The sequence below is a fragment of the Maribacter chungangensis genome (assembly GCF_042676845.1).
Classification (GTDB): Bacteria; Bacteroidota; Bacteroidia; order Flavobacteriales; family Flavobacteriaceae; genus Maribacter; species Maribacter chungangensis.
Window position 1 is genome coordinate 75,803 of the sequence record NZ_JBHTHY010000004.1, and the last position, 25,435, is coordinate 101,237.

A 25,435-nucleotide genomic window follows, 5' to 3' on the forward strand; every position below is an offset into this window, starting at 1 on the left:
CCTACTTTTGAATAGGAAACTTCGTTCGTAATAGTACAGATGTTTTACGGATTAGATAAACAACCGTTATATTCGTTGAACTGCATTTTAAAAAGAAAATATACCCATTAGCGGGTATTGTAAGTCCTTAGATAATTGTCTATGTTTAGCTTAAGATAATCTCCACATCTAACCGTAACTTTGTTTACCTCGAATGAGCGTTTGCTTTTTCCGATGCAATTATAAGCCCTTTTTAATATTTAAAAGTGTGTTTGTGCTATGGTGTTAATTTAAAACACTTTAAAGCACTAACCAATGAAAAAACCTTTACTCTTTCTATTGCCTTTTTTATTCTGTTTTCAATTGTCAAATGCGCAAATCCCGCAATTCGTATTTGAATATGACGCGGCCGCGCAGGGAAATCCAGCGTTAGTTACTGCTGTTGAACATGCCTTCGATATTTGGTCGAATGAAATCGTGTCATCAGTGCCTATCGTGGTTCAGGTAAATTATGTTAATCTCGGCTTTTTTACCGCTGGTAATGCCCAAACCGAAAATTTTCAATTTGGCTTTCAAGGAGCTCCCGACCCCAATGTTAAGTACCCAATGGCATTGGCAAACGAGTTTGCGCAAACTGATTTGAACGGGACTGCCCCTGAGATAATAATGAACCTTAATAGTACGACTAATTTTTATTATGGTACCGATGGTAATCCTCCCTCAAATCAGTTCGATTTGGTCAGCGTTGTACTGCACGAGGCCTGCCATGCGTTGGGTTTCTTCTCTGAAGCAAGGGTAAATGCCGCAGGTGAAGGAGAATTTGCCGGTGTTTTACCTTACATATATGACACTTTTTTGGTAGATGCCAATGGCAATCGGCTCATTGACTTACCGGAAAACACCCTTCAATTGGGTAATGCCTTAACCAGCGGTCAAGTATTTATGGACGGCGAGAATGCTAAAGCTGCCTTAGGTGGCGCTCGACCTCAAATTTCAGCTAATAATTTTACACTTGGTAGCAGCCTATCTCATTGGAACCTCACGACGTATCTTGGCACCGATAATAGTTTAATGACACCGGCCACCTTTAATGGGAGTGCACAGCATAATGTCGGTGATATAACTAAAGGGCTAATGGCAGATATGGGTTGGGTGTTAGCTACGGATAATAATTCCATGGCGGAAACCGAAATCATATTAGATGGTAATGGTCAGTTGATTATTACCGATACCAATGGAGGAACATCCGATGATGAATTCGTACTAGCTATCAGCGGTCAAAATCTTCGTATTCAAAATAATAGTTCCCTTGCAATTACTGGAAATGGTACCCAACAGATTGACGCGAATACCGTTGAGGTACCCTTGGCGAACATTACCAATGGAATCGAGATAAATGGCGCAGATGGTATAGATACCTTACACATTGATTCAGCGTTGAATCTAACCGGAGCAGGTAATGATTTGACCGTACGCGACGCCGATATTTTCATCACGGGAACTGGAAATTTACGATTAAACGCGCTTAATGTTTATGCTGCTGACTTTGATACAGGCAACCTCACTACAACCGTAACCACCACCGCTAACTTTTTTGAGGACTCCGGAATTGTGGGTACGGGTACCATTTTAGGCATCTTGAATATGCAGATGTTCTCCACGGTGGCACCAGGGGCAAGCCCGGGTATCTTAAATACTGGAAATTTGATACTGGGTGCGGAATCAGCTTATGAAGTTGAGTATGATGAAATGGCGCTGGGAATAAAACAAGATCAAATCAATGTAACGGGCACCGTTACCATCGAAAACGATGTGTTGCTCGATTTAAACGGAGATTTTCCGAGCAATGCTGCCAATGAACTCATTATAATTCAAAATGATGGTTCAGATCCGGTAGTAGGAACTTTCCAAGGACTAGCCGAGGGTGCTATTATAAATGACGATTTTGTAGGTACGATTAGCTATGTTGGCGGTGATGGAAATGACATAACATTATCTAGTTTAGATGATACTCCTCCCACTTTGGTTGAATTTACACCGGTAGATAATGCAATAAATATACCTCTTGATGCCAATTTGATTCTCACCTTTGATGAACCGGTACAATTAAGCGGCGAACAATTTTTAGACTTTAACATTCTCAATGTAACTGACGGAAGGGTAGAGGCTAATAAATTTTATTTGGATATTACGGTAAATGGAAACGTTGTTACGGTAAATCCAATGCGTAATCTATCGCCCAATAAAGAATATAGTATTGGTTTTCAAGAGAATTTCTTTCAGGATTTAAGTGGAAATGCCGTTCCAGAATATGATGGGTATAATAGTCCTTATAATTTTAGTACCATAACTACTGCAGATGCTACGCAACCTACGTTAAGCAGTATTTCGCCAGAAGATAATGCGATTGATGTGGCTTTGAACACCGTTATCACCTTGGCTTTTGACGAAGCTATACAGGTGCAACAAGACCCAGGGGTCTTTCGTTTGTTTAAAATCCTTGGTACAGGCACGCCAGAGCCAAGTGATATAGAAACATTGGAAGACTTACCTGCGAATGGGCCTGGTATTACCATTAACGGTAATAACGTTGAACTTGATTTTGTTACCGATTTTGAACCTAATACCAAATACTTAATACAACTAGCATTTGATGATACCGTTCTGGAGGATATTTCTGGTAATCGTTGGTATGCAGATCTTGAGACTGAATTTGAAAGTCCGGGCCTTGAGAACCTCGGGTACATTTTTACGACTGGCGCTGCTATTGATGACACCGAAGCACCTGTAATTACCTGTCCGGCAACCGTTACATCAACAGCAGGTAGTAACTGCTCCGCAACGGTTAGCTTAAATGAACCAACGGCCACCGACAATTTATCTACAGTCTTCACTTTTGAAGGTATACGAAGTGATGGCTTTGCTTTGACAGATTCATTTTTTATTGGAAATACCACGGTTACTTGGACGGCAACGGATCAGGCGGGTAATATTTCTGAATCTTGTGAACAGACCGTAACCATATCCGGAACAGCGAATTGTTGGGAAAATGTTGGTGAACCCCTACTGTCTGATGGAAAAGCAACAGGTATGGATTTTGCAAAAAGTCCTTTAGGAAATCTTTATCTGGCATATATAAGTGGGGAAACTGCAAAGCAACTTAAAGTTAAAATGTATGATGGTACCACATGGCAGGCCGTAGGGGATGTTATCTATGAATATACCCAGAATTTTCCTATAAATCTAGCTGTTGATACCACGGGAGTCCCATACGTTGCTTATTATGATTGGGTTTTACGCCGTCATATCGTTAAACGTTATTTGAATGGCGTTTGGGAAGATTTTGGAGGAGTTATTCAGGGTTTTGCCCAAGAATTTTTAGACCCGGATATTGCTTTCAATACTTTAAACGAGCTACATATAGTTTATGGGGCATCTGGGGGCGGCTTGACTACGGAAAAATGGACGGGCACTGCATGGGAACCGGTCGGCCCAGAAAATTTCTCAAATAATACGCTTGACTATAGCTATACTTTTGATTCGAACGGGGTTATTTATGTAGCGTATCAAGAGGTCGATGAATCTCCACAGCGGTTAACGGTGCAACGTTTTATCAACGGTGTATGGGAGTTTGTGGGGTCGGAACGTTTTTCCCAAGGTACTTCAGGATACAGTACAATTTCAATTTCACCCAATAATGTGCCTTATGTGGCCTATTTCGATTCTGGTGGAACTAATGTAGTATTGGTAAAACGTTTTAACGGCACGTCTTGGGAAGATGTGGGCGATAGTCCCTATTCTGGAGGTGCAGAAAGTATTTCGCTGGGATTTGATGTCAACGGCACGCCATACATAGGCTTTAAAGTATTTAATGCGGGGTATTTTGTCAAAAGGCTTGAAAGCGGTTCTTGGGTTTCTATTGGAGGGGGCAATTCTATAGTACCCTTAGGCGAGTATGACTTTTTCGAAACAATGCATATCTGTATGGACAATACAGACAGTAATAATCCTACTCTGTTCGCTGCAATGGCCCGGGAAGGAATTCATGTAAAATCTATTCAACCGGGCGTTCTAGATGCGGAAGCACCGGTAATCAATTGTCCTGACAACGTCGCAGCGGTAATAGCGGAAACGGAAACTACGGCGACCATCTCTTTGGAAAACCCAACGGCAACCGACAATGTGTCAACAAACTTCACGTTTAGCGGTAGCCGTTCAGATGCCTTGCCACTGGCAGACCCTTACCCGATTGGGGAAACCACAGTTACCTGGACGGCAACGGATGAAGCAGGGAATGCTTCTGAAAGTTGTGACCAGTTGGTGACCGTTTTACCGGCAGAATCGGAAGTGGTGTTGGCAGCTGATGGCTCCTTAAGCCTTACAGATACCAACGGTGGTACCTCTGATGATGAATTTGTCATGACTTTGGAAAATGGCAATCTGATTTTAACCAATAACAGCCCTATTGCCATTGCCGGTATGGGTGTGGTTCAGTTGGATGCTAACACGGTTCAAATACCCCTTTCTAGCATTACCAATGGTTTCAGCCTAGATGCCGGCTTGGGGGATGATACCCTACAGTTGTCCACCGAGCTGGTTTTGTTGGGCCCTGATAACGGTATTACCGTGAACAGCTTGGACGTACTATTGACCGGTACGGGCATATTGGAATTGCACGCTCTAAACGTTACCGATGGAAATTATGATACCAATGGCCTTGAGACCAACGTGGAAACAGAAGCTAATTTTTATGAAAACGCTACACTAAGCGGTACAGGTAGCATTAACGGAATAGTGAACATGAACGCCAATTCCAATCTTGATCCAGGTACTAGCCCCGGTATTTTGAATACGGGAGATCTTACCTTGGACAACAACAATAATAACTTTGAGGTAAACGGCCCTGAAGCGGGAACCGATCATGATCAAGTAGTAGTGGCGGGAACCATTATCATTGCTCCCGGTACCACCTTAAATCTGTTGAACGGTTATGAGAGTGGTCAAAATGATGAAATTGTCCTTATTGTCAACGATGGCCTTGACGCCATCGTGGGCTTTTTTGATAATTTTATAGAAGGGGCAATAGTGGTATTTGGTGATTTTACAGGTACGATTACCTATGTTGGAGGAGATGGAAATGATTTGGTGTTGCTGGGCTCTACCGTTACAGACACAGAGCCCCCGATGGCGGTCTGCCAGGACTTCACGGTGGAGCTTGACGGCAACGGCACGGCGACGGTAAGCGTATCGGACATCGACAACGGCTCCTCGGACAACGAGGGCATCGCGGCGATCGGTATTAGAAGGAACGTTGCGCGTGATTACGACCAGAACGTGGTTCCCGATGCCATTTTCGGGTCCGGGAACGCCAACGGCGGCTTCACGGTGAACCAGACTGGGGAAGTGGAGCTCGGCCTTCGTGCGAAGGTGCGCTACCCCGTGCCCCAGAACACGTTCAACGGCAACGGCGACGGTACGTATTCGCACTTGGCGGGAGCAGGTAGTCCTGCTTCTCGCGCCCTCTGGAATTTTGAGTGGAGCGTGAACACGGACCCCGCGGGGACTACCGGCACGAAGCTGGACGGTCTCACCTATGAGATGGGGATGGACTTCGACCCGAGCATGGGCACTGCCTACTTTGTGTTCGACCCCATAAACGCACAGCCCCTGGCGGACCACGCGATCGGCGACAATGCCACGGCGAACGGCGGTGGCACGGTGGCCACGGATGCGGCGGGATATGCCGCGCTGCTGGCCGCGAACAACGTGGCGCAGAACTCATGGAACCTTGATTTCTTCAACGAGTTCGTCCCCACGGCCTTCGACCCTGTGGTGGACGGCACCTATGACATCTACCTCAAGGCGATGGACGGCACGGGGGCCGTTGTGGGCGAGACGCACATTACGGTAGTCGTGGGCAACGGCGGTGGAGCGGGCGCACTTCCCACGACCCTCGACTTTACAGAAGCGGACCTCGGGGCCAATACCGTGGAGCTCACCGTGGTGGACGAGGCGGGCAACGTATCTACCTGTACGGCGACCGTTACGGTGGAGAGTACTGCCGATACAGAGCCCCCGATGGCGGTCTGCCAGGACTTCACCGTGGAGCTTGACGGCAGCGGCACGGCGACGGTAAGCGTGTCGGACATCGACAACGGCTCTTCCGACAATAATGCCATCGCGGCGATCGGTATTAGAAGGAACGTTGCGCGTGATTACGACCAGAACGTGGTTCCCGATGCCATTTTCGGGTCCGGGAACGCCAACGGCGGCTTCGCGGTGAACCAGACTGGGGATGTGGAGCTCGGCCTTCGTGCGAAGGTGCGCTACCCCGTGCCCCAGAACACGTTCAACGGCAACGGCGACGGTACGTATTCGCACTTGGCGGGAGCAGGTAATCCTGCTTCTCGCGCCCTCTGGAATTTTGAGTGGAGCGTGAACACGGACCCCGCGGGGACTACCGGCACGAAGCTGGACGGTCTCACCTATGAGTTGGGGATGGACTTCGACCCGAGCATGGGCACTGCCTACTTTGTGTTCGACCCCATAAACGCACAGCCCCTGGCGGACCACGCGATCGGCGACAATGCCACGGCGAACGGCGGTGGCACGGTGGCCACGGATGCGGCGGGCTATGCCGCGCTGCTGGCCGCGAACAACGTGGCGCAGAACTCATGGAACCTTGATTTCTTCGATGAATTGGCGGGTAAGAACTTCGACCCAACGGTCAATGGTACCTATGAGGTATATCTAAAAGCATTTGATGGCAGCGGTGCCCTCGTGGGTGAAACCAAGATTACCGTAATTGTAGGTAATGGAGGAGCACCTGGGTTGTTACCGCAGAGCATTGACTTTACAGATGCAGATATTGGGACCAATGTAGTAGAACTTACTGTTGTGGATGCTGCCGGAAATTCCACGTCGTGCACATCAACGGTTACCGTTTTACCTGCTGTTTGTCCCATAGCAATACAAACCGAGCCTACGAATTTTGAGTTATGCGCAGGGACTGAAGGAGCTACTTTTTCTGTGAGTGCTACCGGGCAAGGGAATTTAGCCTATACTTGGCAAATGTTGGAGGTAGGTGCTACTGTTTGGACCAATGCCGAGGAAGTAGAAGGTACCGAGCAATTGACGCTACTAGAGACCATACAGAACGACCGTAATGGAACGCAATACAGGGTAATTATTAGGGATGATAATGGTAGCCCCGATGATGAGAGCGATGATTGTGAAATTATAAGTAACACGGCAACTTTAGGAGTTAGCCCTACACCAAATGTAGGTTTCACAGCACTCCCAAATGTGTCTATTGATGCCGGAGTTCAATTGAATCTTGGCGGGGGTATACCATCACTGGACGATCAAACAAGTGGTTCCGGAGTGTATAGTGGTGAGGGTGTTTCCGATAATGGAGATGGCACCTACGATTTTGACCCTGCGATTGCAGGTTTGGGAATACATACGATTTCTTATACCTATACAAACGAGACGGGTTGTATAGGAGTGGCGAGTGATGACGTTGAAGTTTTGGAAACTTGTACTCTTATTATTGCGGAGGGGCCAAAGGGGTTTCAAGTTTGTTCTGGTACCAGAGACCAAGCTATTACCGTCAAAGCAACCGGTGTAGGTATCCTAAGTTATAATTGGGAGTATACCAAGAACGGTAGTCCTTGGAGCAAGGTTGATTTTTCCGATGGTACGGAAACACTGCATTTTCCGCTGTTAGTACCACATTATAACGGCAAAAAGTACAGAGTAAGGATTACATCAGATAATGGTACTGCTGACGATAGTACGGATGACTGTACTGTTTTAAGTCAAGAAGCCATGGTTCAAGTATTCGATACACCTTCACTGACTTTTAACACGCTAGGGGATGTTGGCGTGGATGCAGGAGTTCAAAAGGGTCTGTCTGGAGGAAACCTGTCAGGTGGTACCTTCTCCGGACCAGGGGTTACGGATAACGGTAACGGTACGTATGATTTTGATCCAGAAAAGGCAGGTATTGGAACACATTTAATAACCTACAGCTATACAAATGATACCGGATGTACCGTAAGTAAAACAGATAAAGTTAACGTTTTGGAAGCTTGTGATATCTCTTTTAGTAAACAGCCAACCGATATATCTACCTGTTTAGGGGCTACTGGAGAGCAAGTTTCGGTTTCGGTGAATGGTCAAGGACCGTTTACCTATCAATGGGAATATAGTATTGATGACGGACACAGTTGGTACAATTACGGAGGTATCGCCAGTAATCCTGTACTATCTCTTCCTACAATGATACCTCATTTTAATGGTAAGAGATTGCGGGTGGTAGTAAACTCTGGAAGTTGTACAAGAATTAGCCAAGAAGCCGTCATTCGCTTTAAGGAGCCTACCAATGTAATTTTTAATGCCCCTGCGACGGACCTTGCAATGGCTGCAGGAACGCAAACGGGACTTTCAGGGGGGCTTCCATCGGGAGGTCATTACTCGGGTAACGGTGTAACGGACAATGGGAACGGTACCTACAATTTTAACCCCATAGTTGCAGGTTCCGGGGTCCATGCCATAACGTACACCTATCCTGGCGATAACACTAGCTGCGGTGGTGAGGCTATAGATACGCTTACCGTGACAAACGATTGTAGCATAGAAATAACTGAGAACCCTGCGGATGTTACTTTGTGTGGCACTGAAAATGAGTCATATATGTTCAATGTTTCCGCAACTGGGAATGGCGGCATAACCTACCAATGGCAATATTTGGAAGGAAGTGCTTGGGTAAATAGTACAGAAAATCAAAGTGATTATGGGTCCCACCAACTTGTCATGGAAAGTACACAAGGGGTGTCCGCTCCAATGTCCTATAGAGTAGTGGTAACTTCCGATAATGGAACGCCCCAAAATAAAGGGGATGACTGCACGGTGACGAGCACAGTTGCTACCCTAACATACAAGGAGCCTTTGAATATTTCTGTTTCAGGAGCTAATAAGTTCTGCGAGGGCGACAGTACCGTAATTACTGCTATTGGTGGCGATACCTATGAATGGAAGGGGCCACAAGGTTATTTAGGTACGACCGGTGAAATTACCTTAAATACACCAGGAATTTATACCGTAACCGGATGGGACAGCAATAGTTGTGCAAAAGGCGAATATAGCTTTGTTGTAAGTGTGGATATGCTTCCGGAGGTTTCTTTCCAATCACCTGATATGTTCAAAGTCGGAGCAGGAATGCAGATCGGTCTTACGGGAGGTCTTCCTCTTGGAGGTACATATAGCGGTACAGGAGTTACGGATGATGGTAATGGACAAACATATAGCTTTGATCCTGCTGAAGTTGGATTGGGGGTACACACAATTACGTACACCTATGAAGACGGAAATAGTTGTTTCAACAGCGTATCCAGTACGGTGAACATAACCAATAGTTGTGATATTGTTATCATCGAAGGCCCCGAGGATATAGTACTATGCGAAGGAAACGAGGAAGCTGCATTTTCTGTTTCCGCTAGCGGAAACGGAGTCCTCTCATTCTTATGGGAAACAAGTATAGATGATGGAGGTTCTTGGTCTACGGTAGCTACAAATGCTACGGAACTTGTCTTGGAAACTCCTTTAAATGGCCAGCTCGTTCGGGTAAGTGTAGCCGATGACGATAGCTCGTTTGGGAATTCCTCCGACGATTGTACCGTTATTTCGCGTATTGCGGAGGTAGAAGTCAACGAGTTACCTGCGGTAAGCCTTAACCTACCTGGTACTCTAACACTGGATAGTGGTATAATTCTACTTGAAAGTGGTATGCCGCAAGGTGGAAGCTATTCTGGTATTGGAGTACTGAATAACGATGATGGCACCTTTAGTTTTGATCCCCAATTAGCCACCGTGGGTGCGTATACAATTACGTATACCTTTTCCAATGATCTGGGTTGTATGGCCAACGCATCCGTAGAAATCGAAGTAACTGACCCAATTACACCACAGGTTGTTTTGATTAACGAGTTTAGTCCCAATCCTCCCGGTAACGATTCCGCTAACCAGGAATTGGAACTTAAGGGAACACCTGGGGAGACGTTTAACGGATGGGTGGTTTTGCTCGATAGTGATTCGGAAACCTCGGGAGATGTAAACGAATCGCATGAAATCTTCGGAACCTTTGATGAGGATGGTTTGATGGTGGTTTCAATTAACGATTTTGAAAACCCTAGTTTTACTCTTGTGCTAACGGATAGTTTTGATGTAACCGTCACTGATTTTGACAAAGACGATAATGGTCAAATAGATCCTGCCGATAGTGCTAAACTGGGCGCTATTTTTGATGCACTTGGTATACCGGATAGTTCAAGCGATGAAACATATCTTTTTGGTGCACAGCTTGGTGGTATGGATTTTAAATATACTGGGCGCGAACCAGAGTTGGTTTTTAGGGAGCGTGATACCAATGATTGGTATGCGGTAAACGATCTAGACGGGGCATTTGTACATGATAGTGCTGGAAATGAATTAGGGTTCGGACAGTTTTCTACCAATCCGGGTATACCTACCCTTGGGGATATTAACCCTTTTGTAATTATAAGCACATCTGCATTTACGATGAAAGCTTGGCCAAATCCGGTTAGTGAGATGTTAAGCTTGGATCTTTCCAACAAAGATATTATTAAAACCTTTAATTTTATGGATAGTTCAGGAAAGCTTATAAACAGTATTCCGGCAAACGATACCAAGACCCAGACATTTTTTGTGAATACCTTACAAAGCGGAATATATATGGTAAACGCTGTCGGCTTCAACGGGGAAAGTTATACCCTAAAGTTTATAGTAAGGAGATAAATACGACGTATACCAATTTAAGTTTTGAATGTCATATTGAAAATTTGAATTATTTTTTTCTCAGTTTAGGAATGAAATCTAAGCATAGCATTAGCTATGGTTCTATTTTATGACGACAAATGAGTAAAAAAGAAACTGATTTTATGCTACATCTAGAATTTAAATTGGTATTAAATAAATATACACCCTTTAGCATAATTGTTAGAGGGTGTTTTTTTACGGTTAAAACCAAACGGTTTATTGGCATCGTGATTATTTAATAGTGCTCCTTTTAATTTACAAGATTAAAATACAGATTTAACTTAGGTTAAGAGTAAGGATTTGAAAACTCAAATTCAATTGTATTCCACTTTTAAATGAAAATAAAAACGGTACCATAGTGTCTGTTATTGTCTTACAGATTAGGACTACAAAGAACGAAAGTGCAATAGTATGGTGCACGTCAGAACAAGAAGTAAGACCGTTGTTTGTCGATAACATCCCAAATATAGGGGGTTTGCGTAGGTTGTCGATTAAGGGTGCAACATACCGATATATCTTCTAAGCTTAAATTCTTCCGCATAGATTTAGCCCAGCAACGTAGCAAAAGTTATTTTTCCCCACAAGAATAATCTATGAACATAACCTTAAAATTTTAGCGATAACTGTATTGGTATGAGTCTTACTCACTAACCACAGTGGTTTTTAAATGAAACGAATGCTTAGGTATTTATATGATATTTTATATAATTAAACCTAACCAATGAACACTATTAAGGAATTGTTTCTAAATGCACACTACGTGCCGCTTCTGGCGGGTATCTCTGCTTTTGTGTTGTCTACCAGTTTTTATCTCTATCCTATTATTATCAAGGTATCCAAGCAAAAGGGTCTCATGGATATGCCGGACAATAGAAAAATGCATAAGGACCTTACGCCCAACCTGGGGGGCTTAGGTGTATTCATTGCATTTTCACTATCCATTATTTTTTACGGATTACTCGTAGAGTTGGTTCATTCCGATTTAATTAAACTCTTGGCATTATTGGGTTCTGCAATTATTCTTTTGTTTTTAGGAGTGAAAGATGATTTGGTATCCATGTCTCCAAATAAGAAGCTTCTTGGTCAATTATTGGCCGTTCTTAATGTGGTGGTGCTTACAGATGTTAGGGTCATTAGCTTTGAGGGTATGCTTGGAATAGGTGAATTGCCATATATCGTATCCGTATTATTTACCGTTTTTGTATTTATACTTATTATAAATGCGTTAAACTTAGTTGACGGGATAGATGGTCTAGCAGGATCTATTTCCATAATTGCAAGCTTGGTGTTCGGTATATTGTTCTTCGTTAACGACCATTATTTAATGGCCTTGATTTCATTTGTATTTATTGGTTCTGTTCTAGGATTCTTAAGATATAATTTGTCTGGCAAACAAAAAATTTTCATGGGGGATTGTGGCTCTATGCTTTCTGGTTTTCTGTTGGCATATCAAGGAATTAGCCTCCTGTCCTTAAATTCTACCGAAAGTATATCCGCAATAGTTACCAATGCGCCGGTATTATTACTGGCGATCCTATCCTATCCATTATTTGACCTTTTAAGAGTATTTGCAATTAGAATAAAACAGGGTAAAAGTCCGTTTACGGCCGATTCCAATCACATACATCACCGGTTACTACGTATTGGCTTAGACCACAAAGAAGCAACTATTGTTCTAAGTGTATTGAGTATTCTTGTTATAGGTTCTTCGTTTTTGACGAGTAATCTTGAAATTCATTTTCATTTATTCATGACCGTTTTGATTGGAGTAGTGGTCTATTTATTACCGTTTTTGAACGTGTTTGAAGAAAAGGCCAATATGGTTTCTGCACAAACAAAGCCGAAGCAACTCCCCTCAGGTATAGGACATGAAACCATTAGCTTGCCTGGAATTAACGCAAATTCCATAGTCTTTTCAAAGAGGAATGACATGTTGAAAGATGCTGAGCAGAACCAAGGTCCTGAACAAAATAAATTACCTGAAACAGCGCTTGTAAATGAATTGGAAAACAGTTTTAACGATATTACCGGAGACAGGCTAAAAAAAATTCAAAAACTAAAAAAGAAATTTTCCGATAAAAAAGTGAAGGATGCTGAGAAAATAGTGGATTAGCGCTGTTAGGTGCATTCTACTTTTTTTTGGTGCTATGGCATTTCTTGCCCTTATCTTTTTAGGTATACGCTTTGCAGATAACAAGCGTTACTCTTATACGCATAATCCATCTAGAGTGTCCAAGGAACTTCAAAACAAAAATAGTAGCAGTTATCGACAAATAATGAAGGCCACTTCTATATTTGGTGGTGTCCAAGTGTTCAATATCCTTATTTCTATCGCACGGTCAAAAGTTGTAGCTGTATTACTTGGTCCTGCAGGTATTGGAGTTTTGGGCTTGTTTAATTCTACCATCTTATTAATTAGTTCCTTGACCAATTTTGGATTGGGTATATCTGCGGTAAAGGATATTGCTGCCGCTGGCGAGACCAAAAATGAAAAAAGAATCGCAAAAGTCGTAGTGGTCGTTAGGCGTTTGGTTTGGTTTACGGGAATTTTTGGCGCGTTGGCCACCTTGGTGCTTGCGCCATGGCTTAGTGAAGTTGCCTTTGGTAATGATGGCTATACCATTGCTTTTGTTTGGCTTTCCATTACATTATTACTAAAACAGTTGGCCAGTGGCGAGTTTGTTATATTACAGGGTTTGCGAAAACTAAAGGAATTGGCCAAGGCCAACGTGGTAGGTGCTGCGTTGGGCTTGGCAGCTTCCATTCCATTATACTATTATTGGCGTTTAGAAGGTATCGTTCCTGCACTTATCCTTACGGCTGTATTTACCTATATCGTGGCATTGTATTTTGGAGCTAAGACAAAAATAGAGAAGGCAAAGGTCACCACGGCAGAGCTTAGGGTAGAAGGCAAAAGTATGATGCTAATGGGCTTTATGTTAAGCCTGAGCGGTATCATGGTACTGGGAGAATCCTATGTTATCCGCATCTTTATAAATAATATTGGAGGTGTAGAGCAGGTGGGATTGTACAATGCCGGTATCGCGTTGATATCTACCTATGTTGGCCTTCTGTTTACTGCTATGGAAACCGATTATTACCCCAGGCTTTCGGCAGTAGCTAGTGACAATACCAAATCCAACGAACTGGTAAACCAGCAGAGCGAAATAGCCTTGCTTATTTTGGCACCGGTATTGATCGGTTTATTGATTTTTATAGATTGGGTGATCATTATCCTCTACTCTAGCGAGTTCGTTGCCGTAGATGTCATGATCTACTGGGCATTTTTAGGAATGTTTTTTAAGGTTCCGGCATGGGTAGTTGGTTTTCTTTTTATTGCCAAAGGAGAGAGTAAACTCTTTTTTTGGAGCGAATTGGTCTCTAACCTCTATTTGTTGGCGTTGAATTTAGTTGGCTATTACTATTGGGGATTAACGGGATTAGGAATCTCTTTTCTCATTTCCTATATCCTTTATCTAATTCAGGTATATGTGATAGCAAAGACAAAGTATGGGTTTAGTTTTCATAGGGGTTGTATACAATTGTTCGCTATACAGTTTGGTCTCGCTTTGATTTGTTTTGCTATACTCTCCTTAGTGAGCGCACCATGGATTTATGTAGTTGGAATTCCTCTTATACTCTTGTCCGCCTTGTATTCGTTCAAGGAGCTGGATAAACGTTTACAATTAAAGGAATTGCTGAACGGTTATTTGAACAAGAAGTAAGGTTTAGTTTAATGAAGCATTCATGAAAATTACTAAAACCATTTTACCATATCTCTTTATTTTCTTCCTCATCTACTGGGGTCCAACGTCGGTGGGGCCTACTACGTTTTCGCAGGTTTGGAAACTTCCGCTGTTCGGGTTTTTGATTTGGCAGATCGTTGTTATCAGGAACAGGGAAAAACCAGGATTTATTAAATGGTCCTATGCACGGGCTGCAAAAAACTTGGTTACGGGCGGTTTTTCCGTAAGTTATGTAGCCGGTATCATAGATTTTGTGCGGTACATGATGTTTCCTTTGATGTATGAATATGCAGCTCTTAAATTAAAGGGGCCTAAAAACTTGGATAAAATCTTACTTGGCTTTGCCCAGTTCATTATTATTTCTGGTATTCCATTTGTGTTAGGCTTATTGCAGACAAAAGCAAAGGATGCCTTGCTGTATAAAGACTTTGACAGTTACGGCGGAATGTTTCAAAATACACATGGAGCTGCTATTACTACGACTACTGCCGTACTTATACTATTGGCTTTCCTAAAACTTAAATCTAGCATTATCAAGTATAAAAAATTAAATTATGCTTTGTTGGTGTTTGGAATTTATCTCATCTATCTAACGTTTATTAGAACAGGTTATGCCATGTTCTTTATTGGACTTGTATTTATTTTTATGCCCAAGAAGCTATCTATAAAACAGATTGTAAGCGCCTTAGTAGCTATTGCGGTTTTAGTTTTCGGTTTTTTCTATTTGTTAGAGACAAACGAAACTTTTTACAATCGAATTTTTGATATTCGAAACGGTAAACAGACCGCTGCCGGATCGGGTAGACTCTTATTTTGGAAAGCCTCTTTTGATTTATGGTTCAGCGGGAATATGTTTGAAATCTTTTTTGGATTCGGGTATGAAGGATTATTGGATAAAATAGGAGAGGTGACCGGTATTCGTGTATACGCCCACAACGAGTTTTTTACACAACTGGGACAAAATGGCCTTCTTGGGGTCACCTTTTTTATTGGTTATCTTATTTCATTGTTCAAATTTATTTGGAAGAGACGCAAAATGCCATCCTACAGGTTGTCACTAGCCGTTTATTTTTTATACGTATCGTTAATGTTAACTCAAGGTGGCATGTGGTTTGAACTGGATGTCTTCATGGTCCTGGTTTTTGTAAAGTTGGAGTTTGAATCTGCTATCTTTAAAAAGGCGGTTGAACAAAGAAAGGTTTTGCAGGGAACAATAAAAGCATCATAATACAGAAAAGAAGTTGTGATACCATAACTTGTATAGGTTTGGTGTTGCCGCCACCTTAAAAAAATATCCAATCCGCTAACTGATTTATAATAGATGGAAGCTAAAGTTTTAATTACCATACCAAATAGAAAGGCACTTGGAGGAGTCAATTATTATTGGGATGCCATATTGCCGCAATTGAAAAATTTTGATGAAATTTCCTGTAAAACAATTGAGATAGGCGGGTATGGTAAAAATGTATTGGGGCCGATTAGTGATGTATGGAAATTTAGGAAGGAAATCAAAGCCAAAACCAAAGTAGCGGTGTTAAGTCCATCTTTAGGGTTTAAAAGTTTTTTTAGGGACGCAATTTTTTCAAAAATCCTCTCAACTAATACCATACCTTTTATCGTATTTTTTCATGGCTGGGATTTGGATTTTGAGAAAATGGTAACCAACAGATATGTTAATTTTTTTAAAAGTACGTACGGTAATGCAAACAAAATTATCGTCTTGTCCCCAGCGTTTGAAAAAACCCTGCGATCATGGGGTTATAAAGGTGAAATAGTGGTCGAAACCACTGCTGTTGACAATGATTTGTTAAAAGACTATAGCTATAGCCAGAGATTTAGGAAGGGAGATGGTTTACGTATTCTTTTTTTGTCACGGTTACTTAAGGAAAAGGGGGTTTACGAAACCATTGAGGCCTTTAGGAACATTTGCAAGGACTATCCCAATGTTCAACTTACCATAGCGGGAGACGGAGAGGAATTCAATGCTCTAAAAAAGTACCTTAAAAACGACAAGAACATACTAATAACGGGTAACGTTTCTGGCCAAGAAAAGATAGCGTTATTTGCCGAAAGTGATATGTATTGTTTGCCAAGTTATAGCGAAGGATTGCCAACCTCTGTCTTGGAGGCCATGGCGTTTGGTGTTCCGGTAATTACAACAAAGGTGGGAGGCCTAAAGAGCTTCTTTAAAGATGGTGAGATGGGATATTTTGTCGCTACCAAAAACGCACTGGATCTAGAACAGAAATTTAGACTTCTTATAACAAAGCCAGAGCAGGCCAATAAAATTGGTGAAAATAACCACCAGTTCGCCATACAAAATGTGTTGGCGGGGAAGGTAGCCAATAGAATATATGGGCATATCCATGATTTAATCTCTTAAATATCAAATCTATAGTACAATTTGGTTTTCAGGTGCAATATCCTTTTTTAGGATAAAAACATAATTTCAAGAATGATAAAGGCAATGGATAAGGAAAAGATTTTTGTTTTATTGGAAGATGACGTAGAAGTGCTAGGGAACGGACAAGGGCATGTTTTTTACAGGGAATACCTTCCCGTATCCCGCTATCTTACCCTCCTTAAAAAGTATGGACTTGTCTCCACCTTTTATGTGGATATGGCACACTATCTATTTTTAAAGGAAAATTCCCATTGTAAGGATTTTGGCTTACAAGCAGGCTATATGGAACAAACAATACTGAATATTCTTAAAAACGGTATGGAAATTCAGTTGCATTTGCATTCACAATGGGTCGATGCTCACCTGGTCGATAACGAAATTCAAGTAACCAATATGTGGAATATTGGCAAATTACAGCAAGAGGAACAAGTTAAGTTGGTCACCAAGGCAATGGAAAGCCTAACAATGATTATTAATAAATCGGATAGCATAAACCCGATTACCTCGTTTAGGACCGGTTCTTGGGGAATGCAGCCATACCAAACTTTGTACACTATTTTTGAAAAGTTGGGCATAAAAACCGTTATGGGACCGATAAAGGGTTTAAAGATCCCAAGATTGGGAATCGATTATACCCACATGCAAAGCGGTCATTGTCCGTATTATTGCAAGTCGTCCGATATCAATGCAATAGGAGATGATAAAGGCTCAATAGTCCTACCGATGACACCCACATATCTAAGCCTTACGGATTTAATTAGGTATAGCGTTCAGGTAAAATGGAAAGGCTTTCTAAAAAAGTATGACCATGATTTAGACTTGAACAAAACAGTTTTGAGTACGGTTTACAAAGACCCTACAGCAGGCAAGGACGTATTCAATTTCTCTCTACGGCCCTTTAAAACACATCTTAAAATGAACGCACAACCATTTTGGTTGTTGAAAAAGACCTTTAGGCGGTCTTACGAAATGGTGCTGCACAGTAAACATGATTTTAAACTTATGGTAGTCGAAACCCACTCTAAGGATTTTAAGAATTCTTTTGGGAGTATAGAGAAGTTTTTTGATCATATCACCACTAAGTATGATAATTTACAGTTTGTTACTGCCAACGAACTTTTAAAACTAGTGAACGAAAAGAAAGTAAAACCTTTGGTAAAAGACATATAATTGCAGCTTAGCTTATAATCTAGCGTGGAAAAGGTAGACCATACAAGTGTTAAAGAACAGGTAATCCAAAAATTAGGATTAAAGCTTTCGGTTACAGATGAAGAAATCCTGAGAAAAATACATTTTAAAAGAGCAAAGCAGACCTTGCCTACATGTTGCGCATCCTATTTGCATCGAACATTTTTAAAGACTAAGGATGTGCGGTTTTTTAATGAGTTTTTATGGGTATCCGAGAATGAAGAGAATAGTAGGCAAGCCATACGGGATTTTAAAAGCCAGTTAAATGAAAAAGGGTATTATACGTACTGTTATGATACAGATTTAAGAACTTGTCTCAACATCGATGCCGAAACAAAAAAAGTGGTCAAGAACGATTTTGGGACCCATACCTTATGTTTAATAGGAAGTCCTTTCCACTTTGTTTTCGCCTATAAAAAGTTAAGGAATTTAGGGCTAAGGGTAGATGTTATCAATGTCAAATATAATAGTGGTGGGTTGCAAGACCTTCTATTTAACAATCCTATAATGAACCTGTTTTACAGACTGGTGTTTGGTAGAAAAAATTATTTTGAAATCGATATAAAAAACAAAAAGGAACTTAAAGCCATTACACTACCAAAAAATTATGACGTCGGTTTTCATAAACTAGGCTTTATTATTCCGCAGAATTTGATAGATCAGTTTAACAAAGGACTCATTAATGATCATTGGGGAGCCTTGCCCTTGTTTAAAGGACGATCCACGTTAGAGTATTCAAAACTGTTCGGTGCTAAATTGGTGGTTACGAATCATCTTATTAAGGCCGAAATAGATTCTGGAGATATTCTTTGTTTTACGCCGTTACATCCAAAAAGACTAAAACGCGATATTTATATTGGGCTTACAACCAGGATTGTTAGGGCTATGGCTTTATTGGCATCGGATAGCATACTGCCCCTGGATAATACCAAGGGCAAACTATTTTATGAAATGCATCCTTATTTGGTCGATTATGTTAAGCGGATAGCCAGGTAAAAGCCTTTTAAAAATACTTAAGGTAGTTTTTAACTACAATACAATTATAAATGAAGGATAAAAAAGTATATGTGTTAATGGAGGACGATACCGAGATATTCGGTAACGGTACCGGTCACATTATGTATCGTATGTATCTCCCCGTAGTGCGCTATGTAGAATTATTACGCACCTATAATGTTAAATCTACATTTTACGTAGATATGGCACATTGGCTGTTTCTTAGGGATAATCCAAAGTTTGGGGATTTTGCCCTTCAAGCGGAGCTAATAGAAAAAACGATTGTACATCTTCTGGATAATGAAATGGAGGTCCAGTTACATCTTCATTCCCAATGGGCAAACGCCTATTTAGAAAATGACGTTGTTAAGGTAACCCAAAAATGGAATATTGGGCAACTGGCGCCCGAAGATCAAAAAAAAATGTTCTTGGAGGGATCTAAACGTCTACAGGAAATCATAGCTACGTCTAAAAATCAGAATTTGTTTAATTCCTTTAAAGCCGGTTCATGGGGTATTCAACCGTTTAGTGTTTTGTACGATGATTTTAAGGACAATGGGGTTAAATTGGTTCTAGGGCCAACAAAAGGACTTAAACTACCGGCCCTGGATTTGGACTACTCCGATATGGAAAGTGAGATTACGCCGTATTATTGCAGTAAGGAGGACATAAACCGTATAGGTAACAAAAAAGAAATAGCGATTATCCCCATGACACCTACATATCTAAACTGGTTTGATCTGGCACGATATATCCTGCATGTTAAGTTTAGAGGTTTTATGGAACGGTTTGATAAGGATATGGATGTTTATGGGGTGCCCGATGCTATTATTCGTATGAATCCGGTCGCCAATAGGGACAGCATCCATTCGTTTAAAATGCCCTATAAGACAAACTTGAAAATGAACAAACAACCATTCTGGTATTTAAGGAAAACGTTTAAAAGAGCTTATGAGTTGGTCTTGGCCAACGATTTTGATTATAAACTAATTGTGCTGGAGACGCATACTAAGGATTTTAAAAACGTTTTTGGTGATATAGACAGGTTTTTGGAGTACCTAACCAAAAATTATAAAAATATTGAATTTGTTACCACTTCGGATGTAGTAAGGCACATAGAAGAAGGAAAGCTGGTTCCGCTAACAAAAAAATAGTTTTAAAAAGCAATACGGTAAAGTTCATAGCAGATATTTCTATTGGGATAGCCCCAATTTACAACCAACTACAGCATGCGCAACAAAATGAGAGAAGACCTGATAATGATCAAAAAGTATTGTCTGCATCAAAACCTGGCATGCTACGATCCTTATGACGTTTGGATGACAGGTTTGGGTATCAAAATAAAACAACTGTACAATTCCAATAAGGTCTTGGGTATTTTGCCTGCCGCTACGCTTACGGTATGGGATAATTTTGTAAACAACAAAACACGCTTTCTTTACAAAAAGCAAGAGTATCCTGCTGCAAGGGCCCTGGCGGCCTTGGCATTACTAAAGGTTTATGAAGTTAACAAAGAGGAAGAATTACGGGTAGGAGCTAAAAACCACATAGATTGGCTCATAGCCAATACCTGTACCGGATACGCAGGTCTGTGTTGGGGTCTAGGTTTCAAATGGGCGGCGGGAGACGGCCTTGATTACAACGAAAATACGCCCTTTAGCACTCATACACCATACGCTTTGGAGGCCTTGGACAGGTATGTGGAACTTACGGGAGATGTAAGTTATACCGCCCATATTAAAAGCGTTTTTAATTTTTTTGAAACGGATATCCAGGTGATGTTCGAGGATGGGACTTCCATGGCCACCTCTTACGGCCCCGCCAAAGATCGCTTGGTAACCAACGCTGTTTCTTATGCAATGTTCGCTTATGGGATATTCTTAAAACATCTACCCGAAAAGCGGGGTTCGATCACTGCAAAAATTGATAAACTCTACAATTTTGTAAAGGGGAAGCAACGTAAAAACGGATCTTGGTTATATGAACCGGACAGCGAGGATTCCTTTATAGATTGTTTTCACTCCTGTTTTGTGCTCAAGAATATACATAAGACCAACCTTATAGTCCCATTAACGGATAGCCAAGCTATTCTAAAAATAGGTTATAACTATCTTATATCTAATTTCTACAATCCAAAGAGCGGACTGTTTAAACGCTTTAGTCTTAGTAATAAGCCCTCTATTGTTAAGTATGACCTTTACGATAATGCAGAAATGCTACATCTAGCCATATTAATGAAGGACACCGACTTGATCCAAGCCCTATCCGGTACTATCGCCAAAACATTTGTGCGAACTGGCGGCATTTATTCCGTTATCGATATGTTAAACCTAAGGCGAAATAAGGACACCCTGCGTTGGGCGGTAATGCCTTATTTGTATGCTTTGTCCGCCAATTATAAACAACTCCTGGAATAGGAGATACCCAGCTTCAATAGCTACAAAAAAATACGAAACGGCTTTTCTTAATGTAGGCGCTTTTTTACATTTTTTAAGCTCGATAATTACCGTATTTAAAGCGCTTCATTTTTCTCGTGTATAAGTCGAAGGATAACGCGTTTCATCGGTATTATTGCCGCTTGCAGACCCAATCTACTAATTTTGATTCTCACTAAAGTCTTAAGACTTGTATTTGTAAGAAGAAAAGTTATGTGCGGTATTCTAGGGTCTGTTAATCAAGCTTTTGACGTGGCTATGCTCAACCAAATTGAGCATCGCGGCCCGGACGATTTTGGCATTGATTCGTTTATGGTAAACGAGCATAATGTGCAATTTGGGCAACGTCGCCTTTCCATTATAGACTTGTCCCCGGCAGGGCATCAACCCATGATTTCCCCATGTAAAAAGTATGCCTTGATCTTTAACGGGGAAATTTATAACCATCGGGAATTGCGTAAAAAATTGCCGGAGGATATTACATACAACGGACACTCGGATACAGAGACGATTCTGCATTGCTTGATTCATTTTGGAGAAGCTGCGGTAAAGGAATTCAACGGAATTTTCGCCTTCACATTTTTAGATTTGGATAATGCCACGCTCCTTATGGCGCGCGACCCCTTTGGTGTAAAACCTCTGTACTATTTTGATGATGGTAAAAAACTGATATTCTCCTCGGAAATACGACCTATAAAAAGCCTTCTGAACACCAAGGCACTTAACCAAGATGCGCTTGCAAGTTTGTTACGGTTGCGTTACAACGCAGCACCGGATACCTTGTACGAGCAAATTAAGAAGATTTTGCCTGGGCATATATACCGTGTTGAAATGGGTAGTGCTGCATTGAGGTCTACCTGTACCCCTTTTACGCCGGTATTGCCAAAAGTGGTGCAGGCCCAACCGGAAAAATTGATAGCCGATTACGGCGTGGCCTTAGAAGCCGCGGTAAAACGCCAACTACTCGCCGATGTGGAGGTTGGGATTTTGCTCAGCGGTGGAATAGATTCTGCCTTGATCGCCGCACTAGCAAAAAAACATTATAAAGGTAAGCTCAAAGCGTTTACGATAGGCTTTGAAGGTGATTTTGACGAAGATGAGATTTCGGATGCCCAGGAAACTGCCGAACTACTGGGATTGGACCACTATATAAAGAAAATCTCTTTTTCGGATTTTTTAGGGCTCATTAAGGAATGTTCCAGAATAGTGGAAGAACCCTTGGCAACTACCTCCATGATACCCATGTACTATTTAGCGGAACTGGCCGCGGAGAGGGTAAAGGTAGTATTGACCGGGCAGGGTGCGGACGAGCCGTTGGGCGGCTATACCAGGTACCGATCGGAACTGATAAGGGACAAAATCCCGTCACCCCTGCGGGGTGCCTTTAGACCAGTGGCGCAACTAATGGGCAGTAAAAACGAGCAAGTACTGCGCGGTGCAAAAGCTATTGGGATTTCCGATGAAATAGAGCGGTTCTTATCGGTCTACGAGATTTTTTCGCAAGAGGAAATACAAAAACTGATTACCATTAAGGATGTTACTAGTAAAACGGCCATAGCCAATTTTTATGAAGTGTTGGATTGTAGGTCCAGAAAGCATTCCGCCGATAAAATGATGGCTATTGATACCCGCATGAACCTTGCGGACGATCTATTGACCTATACTGACAAGATAACCATGAATTTTTCACTGGAATGTCGTGTTCCCATGTTGGACATTGCCTTGGTGCAGTTTATGGAAGGCCTTCCCTTGCATCTGAAGCTGAACAGTAGGCAGGGAAAGATCATCCACAAGGAATTTGCCAAAACCGTTCTGCCAGATAATATCATCCATAGAAAGAAAAAAGGATTTCAATCGCCCACCAATAAGTGGTTCCGTGAAGAAATGCATACCGTAAAGGATATTCTTTTAAAAAACGACTCGGATTTTTCGTCTGTCTTTAACCAGGACTATATCGCGGAAATCTTGGAGCAGCACAATAGCGGCTACAATAGGGAAAAACAGATCTTTCTCTTGCTCAGCATCTATTACTGGTTTCAATCGAACAACAAAAAGTAAATAGCAATGATTTCACAATTACTTAATGGTGTAAAGACCTATGTTCCCAAGTCCCGAAAGGAACTTATGGAATATGTGCTGGAGCATAAAAGTATTTTAGTTGCGGTAAACGCGGAGAAAATATACCATGCTACGGAGCAGACCCGCTCAATTATTAATAGAAATGTAGGCTATGCCGATGGTGTTGGTGCGGTTTGGGCCTTAAAGCGAAAAGGGCACAAGAACGTGGCTAAAATACCGGGTTGCGAACTTTGGCTCAACCTTATAGAAAACTATCATACTACCAAGTCTTTTTATTTGGTTGGCGGTAAGGAAGAGATTATCAATAAAACAGTCTCTCGCTTAAAATCGGAGTTTCCGGAGATTAAGATTGTGGGTCATAGGAACGGGTACCTAAAGAATCAAACTGAACGTCAAGAGTTGATCGATGACATTTCGGTGAAAAAACCGGATATCGTTTTCGTGGCTATGGGTTCGCCAAAGCAAGAGCTATTAATGGAAGAAATGTACCGTGTACACCCGGCAGTATACCAAGGTCTTGGCGGTAGTTTTGATGTATATACCGGAAACGTAAAACGCGCCCCTGAATGGTGGATCAAAAATAATCTGGAAGGAATTTACAGAACCCTTAACGAGCCCAAAAAGCGTGTAATGGGAGATATCCGGGTAATGCCCTATTTCTTTCGGTTAATACTTAATAGATTATGATAGAACTATCAAAATGTCAAGATGTTAGTACTTGGAACGAATTCTTGAACAAGGAAAGAGGAACGCAGTTAATTACAATTGCCCACAATCCTTCTTTGGGTCCAATCTTAGAAAAAACCTTTGGCTATACCAGTCAAAACATGGTCATTAGCTATAATGATGAAATGATTGGGGTATTGCCGGTGGTTAGAATTGGCGATAAATTAGTATCCATGCCACACTTCTCCTATGGTGGACCAGTAATTAATACAGATGCCGATATTGAATTGTGTTTGACCACTGCTTTGGATAACAACAGGTTCGAAGCTAGGAGTTTTGACAAGCTAACGGATAATCTCTACGAGGATAAGATAACTTGTATTATTGATCTGAAAGAAACCGAAGAAGAGCAATTAATGGAATTTAAGTCCGGTTTCCGTAGAAAAATTAGAAAATCCGAAAGACATGGGTTCACCATAGTACGTGGAAATACAGATTTACTGGACGATTTTTATTACGTGTACACAAAGAAGATGTTATGCAAAGGTTCGCCTCCACTAGGCAAATCTTTTTTCAAAAACCTACTTACCGATTATAAATATGGAGAAGCATTAATTACAGCAGCCTACGATGGCGACTCTATTATTGCCGCTGGGTTTACCTTGTCTTATTTGAAATTTAACGAATTATGTTGGGTAAGTACCAATTCTGATTATGACAAGTACAATGTAAATTCATTCTTGTATTGGAACATTATCAAAGACAGTATTTCCAAAAACTACAGGTATTTTTCTATGGGTAGATCTACTAAGGAAAGTTCCAATCATAAATACAAAAGACAGTGGAAACCCATGGAAATACCAATTTTTTATAACTACTCCGAACCCGTAGGTACATCAATAAAAGAGTTGACTTTTTTAACCAAAATCTGGAAACTCCAACCATTGCGAACAAGCGTATTTTTTGGAAAAATTGTTTCAAAATACTTGTATTGAACACTCTGATTTTTGAGCTAGGTAAGCTCGTATGGCCTCCTAAAAACCATAAACTTTTTTAATAAGCTTTTTAACAATAAATCAATACACGAACTAGCAGTATATCGG

General features: G+C 41.5%; 12 protein-coding genes. All 12 read left to right on the forward strand.

Annotation, left to right across the window (positions count from 1 at the left end):
- Positions 1–294: 294 nt before the first annotated feature.
- The 12 genes from ACFQZJ_RS06610 to ACFQZJ_RS06665 all read left to right on the forward strand — a co-directional run bounded on the left by ACFQZJ_RS06610 (position 295) and on the right by ACFQZJ_RS06665 (position 25,327).
- A complete protein-coding gene (locus ACFQZJ_RS06610) occupies positions 295–10,797 on the forward strand; it encodes an HYR domain-containing protein (protein ID WP_379933245.1) in 10,503 nt (3,500 codons plus the stop codon).
- Between the two features lie 742 nt (positions 10,798–11,539).
- Entirely contained in the window at positions 11,540–12,931 is a 1,392-nt protein-coding gene (locus ACFQZJ_RS06615; protein ID WP_379933247.1) for an MraY family glycosyltransferase, read from the forward strand.
- Positions 12,932–12,965: 34 nt separating this feature from the next.
- On the forward strand, positions 12,966–14,543 hold the full coding sequence (locus tag ACFQZJ_RS06620; RefSeq protein WP_379933249.1) for an O-antigen translocase: 1,578 nt from the start codon (positions 12,966–12,968) through the stop codon (positions 14,541–14,543).
- Positions 14,544–14,565: 22 nt separating this feature from the next.
- Complete coding sequence (locus tag ACFQZJ_RS06625) at positions 14,566–15,792, forward strand: O-antigen ligase family protein (protein WP_379933251.1); 1,227 nt, start codon at positions 14,566–14,568, stop codon at positions 15,790–15,792.
- A 93-nt stretch (positions 15,793–15,885) separates the two neighbouring features.
- Positions 15,886–16,947: a glycosyltransferase family 4 protein gene (locus ACFQZJ_RS06630; protein WP_379933253.1), complete on the forward strand. Its 1,062-nt coding sequence runs from the start codon at positions 15,886–15,888 to the stop codon at positions 16,945–16,947.
- 72 nt (positions 16,948–17,019) lie between these two features.
- On the forward strand, positions 17,020–18,138 hold the full coding sequence (locus ACFQZJ_RS06635; RefSeq protein WP_379933255.1) for a hypothetical protein: 1,119 nt from the start codon (positions 17,020–17,022) through the stop codon (positions 18,136–18,138).
- A 24-nt stretch (positions 18,139–18,162) separates the two neighbouring features.
- Entirely contained in the window at positions 18,163–19,152 is a 990-nt protein-coding gene (locus tag ACFQZJ_RS06640; protein ID WP_379933257.1) for a hypothetical protein, read from the forward strand.
- Positions 19,153–19,202: 50 nt separating this feature from the next.
- Entirely contained in the window at positions 19,203–20,306 is a 1,104-nt protein-coding gene (locus ACFQZJ_RS06645; RefSeq protein ID WP_379933259.1) for a hypothetical protein, read from the forward strand.
- Positions 20,307–20,381: 75 nt separating this feature from the next.
- Complete coding sequence (locus tag ACFQZJ_RS06650) at positions 20,382–21,569, forward strand: hypothetical protein (protein WP_379933261.1); 1,188 nt, start codon at positions 20,382–20,384, stop codon at positions 21,567–21,569.
- Between the two features lie 231 nt (positions 21,570–21,800).
- Positions 21,801–23,645: an asparagine synthase (glutamine-hydrolyzing) gene (gene asnB / locus ACFQZJ_RS06655; protein ID WP_379933262.1), complete on the forward strand. Its 1,845-nt coding sequence runs from the start codon at positions 21,801–21,803 to the stop codon at positions 23,643–23,645.
- A gap of 6 nt (positions 23,646–23,651) precedes the next feature.
- Complete coding sequence (locus tag ACFQZJ_RS06660; RefSeq protein ID WP_379933264.1) at positions 23,652–24,353, forward strand: WecB/TagA/CpsF family glycosyltransferase; 702 nt, start codon at positions 23,652–23,654, stop codon at positions 24,351–24,353.
- Positions 24,350–25,327: a GNAT family N-acetyltransferase gene (locus tag ACFQZJ_RS06665; RefSeq protein WP_379933266.1), complete on the forward strand. Its 978-nt coding sequence runs from the start codon at positions 24,350–24,352 to the stop codon at positions 25,325–25,327. Before ACFQZJ_RS06660 ends, ACFQZJ_RS06665 begins: the two co-directional genes overlap by 4 nt.
- Positions 25,328–25,435: the final 108 nt, after the last annotated feature.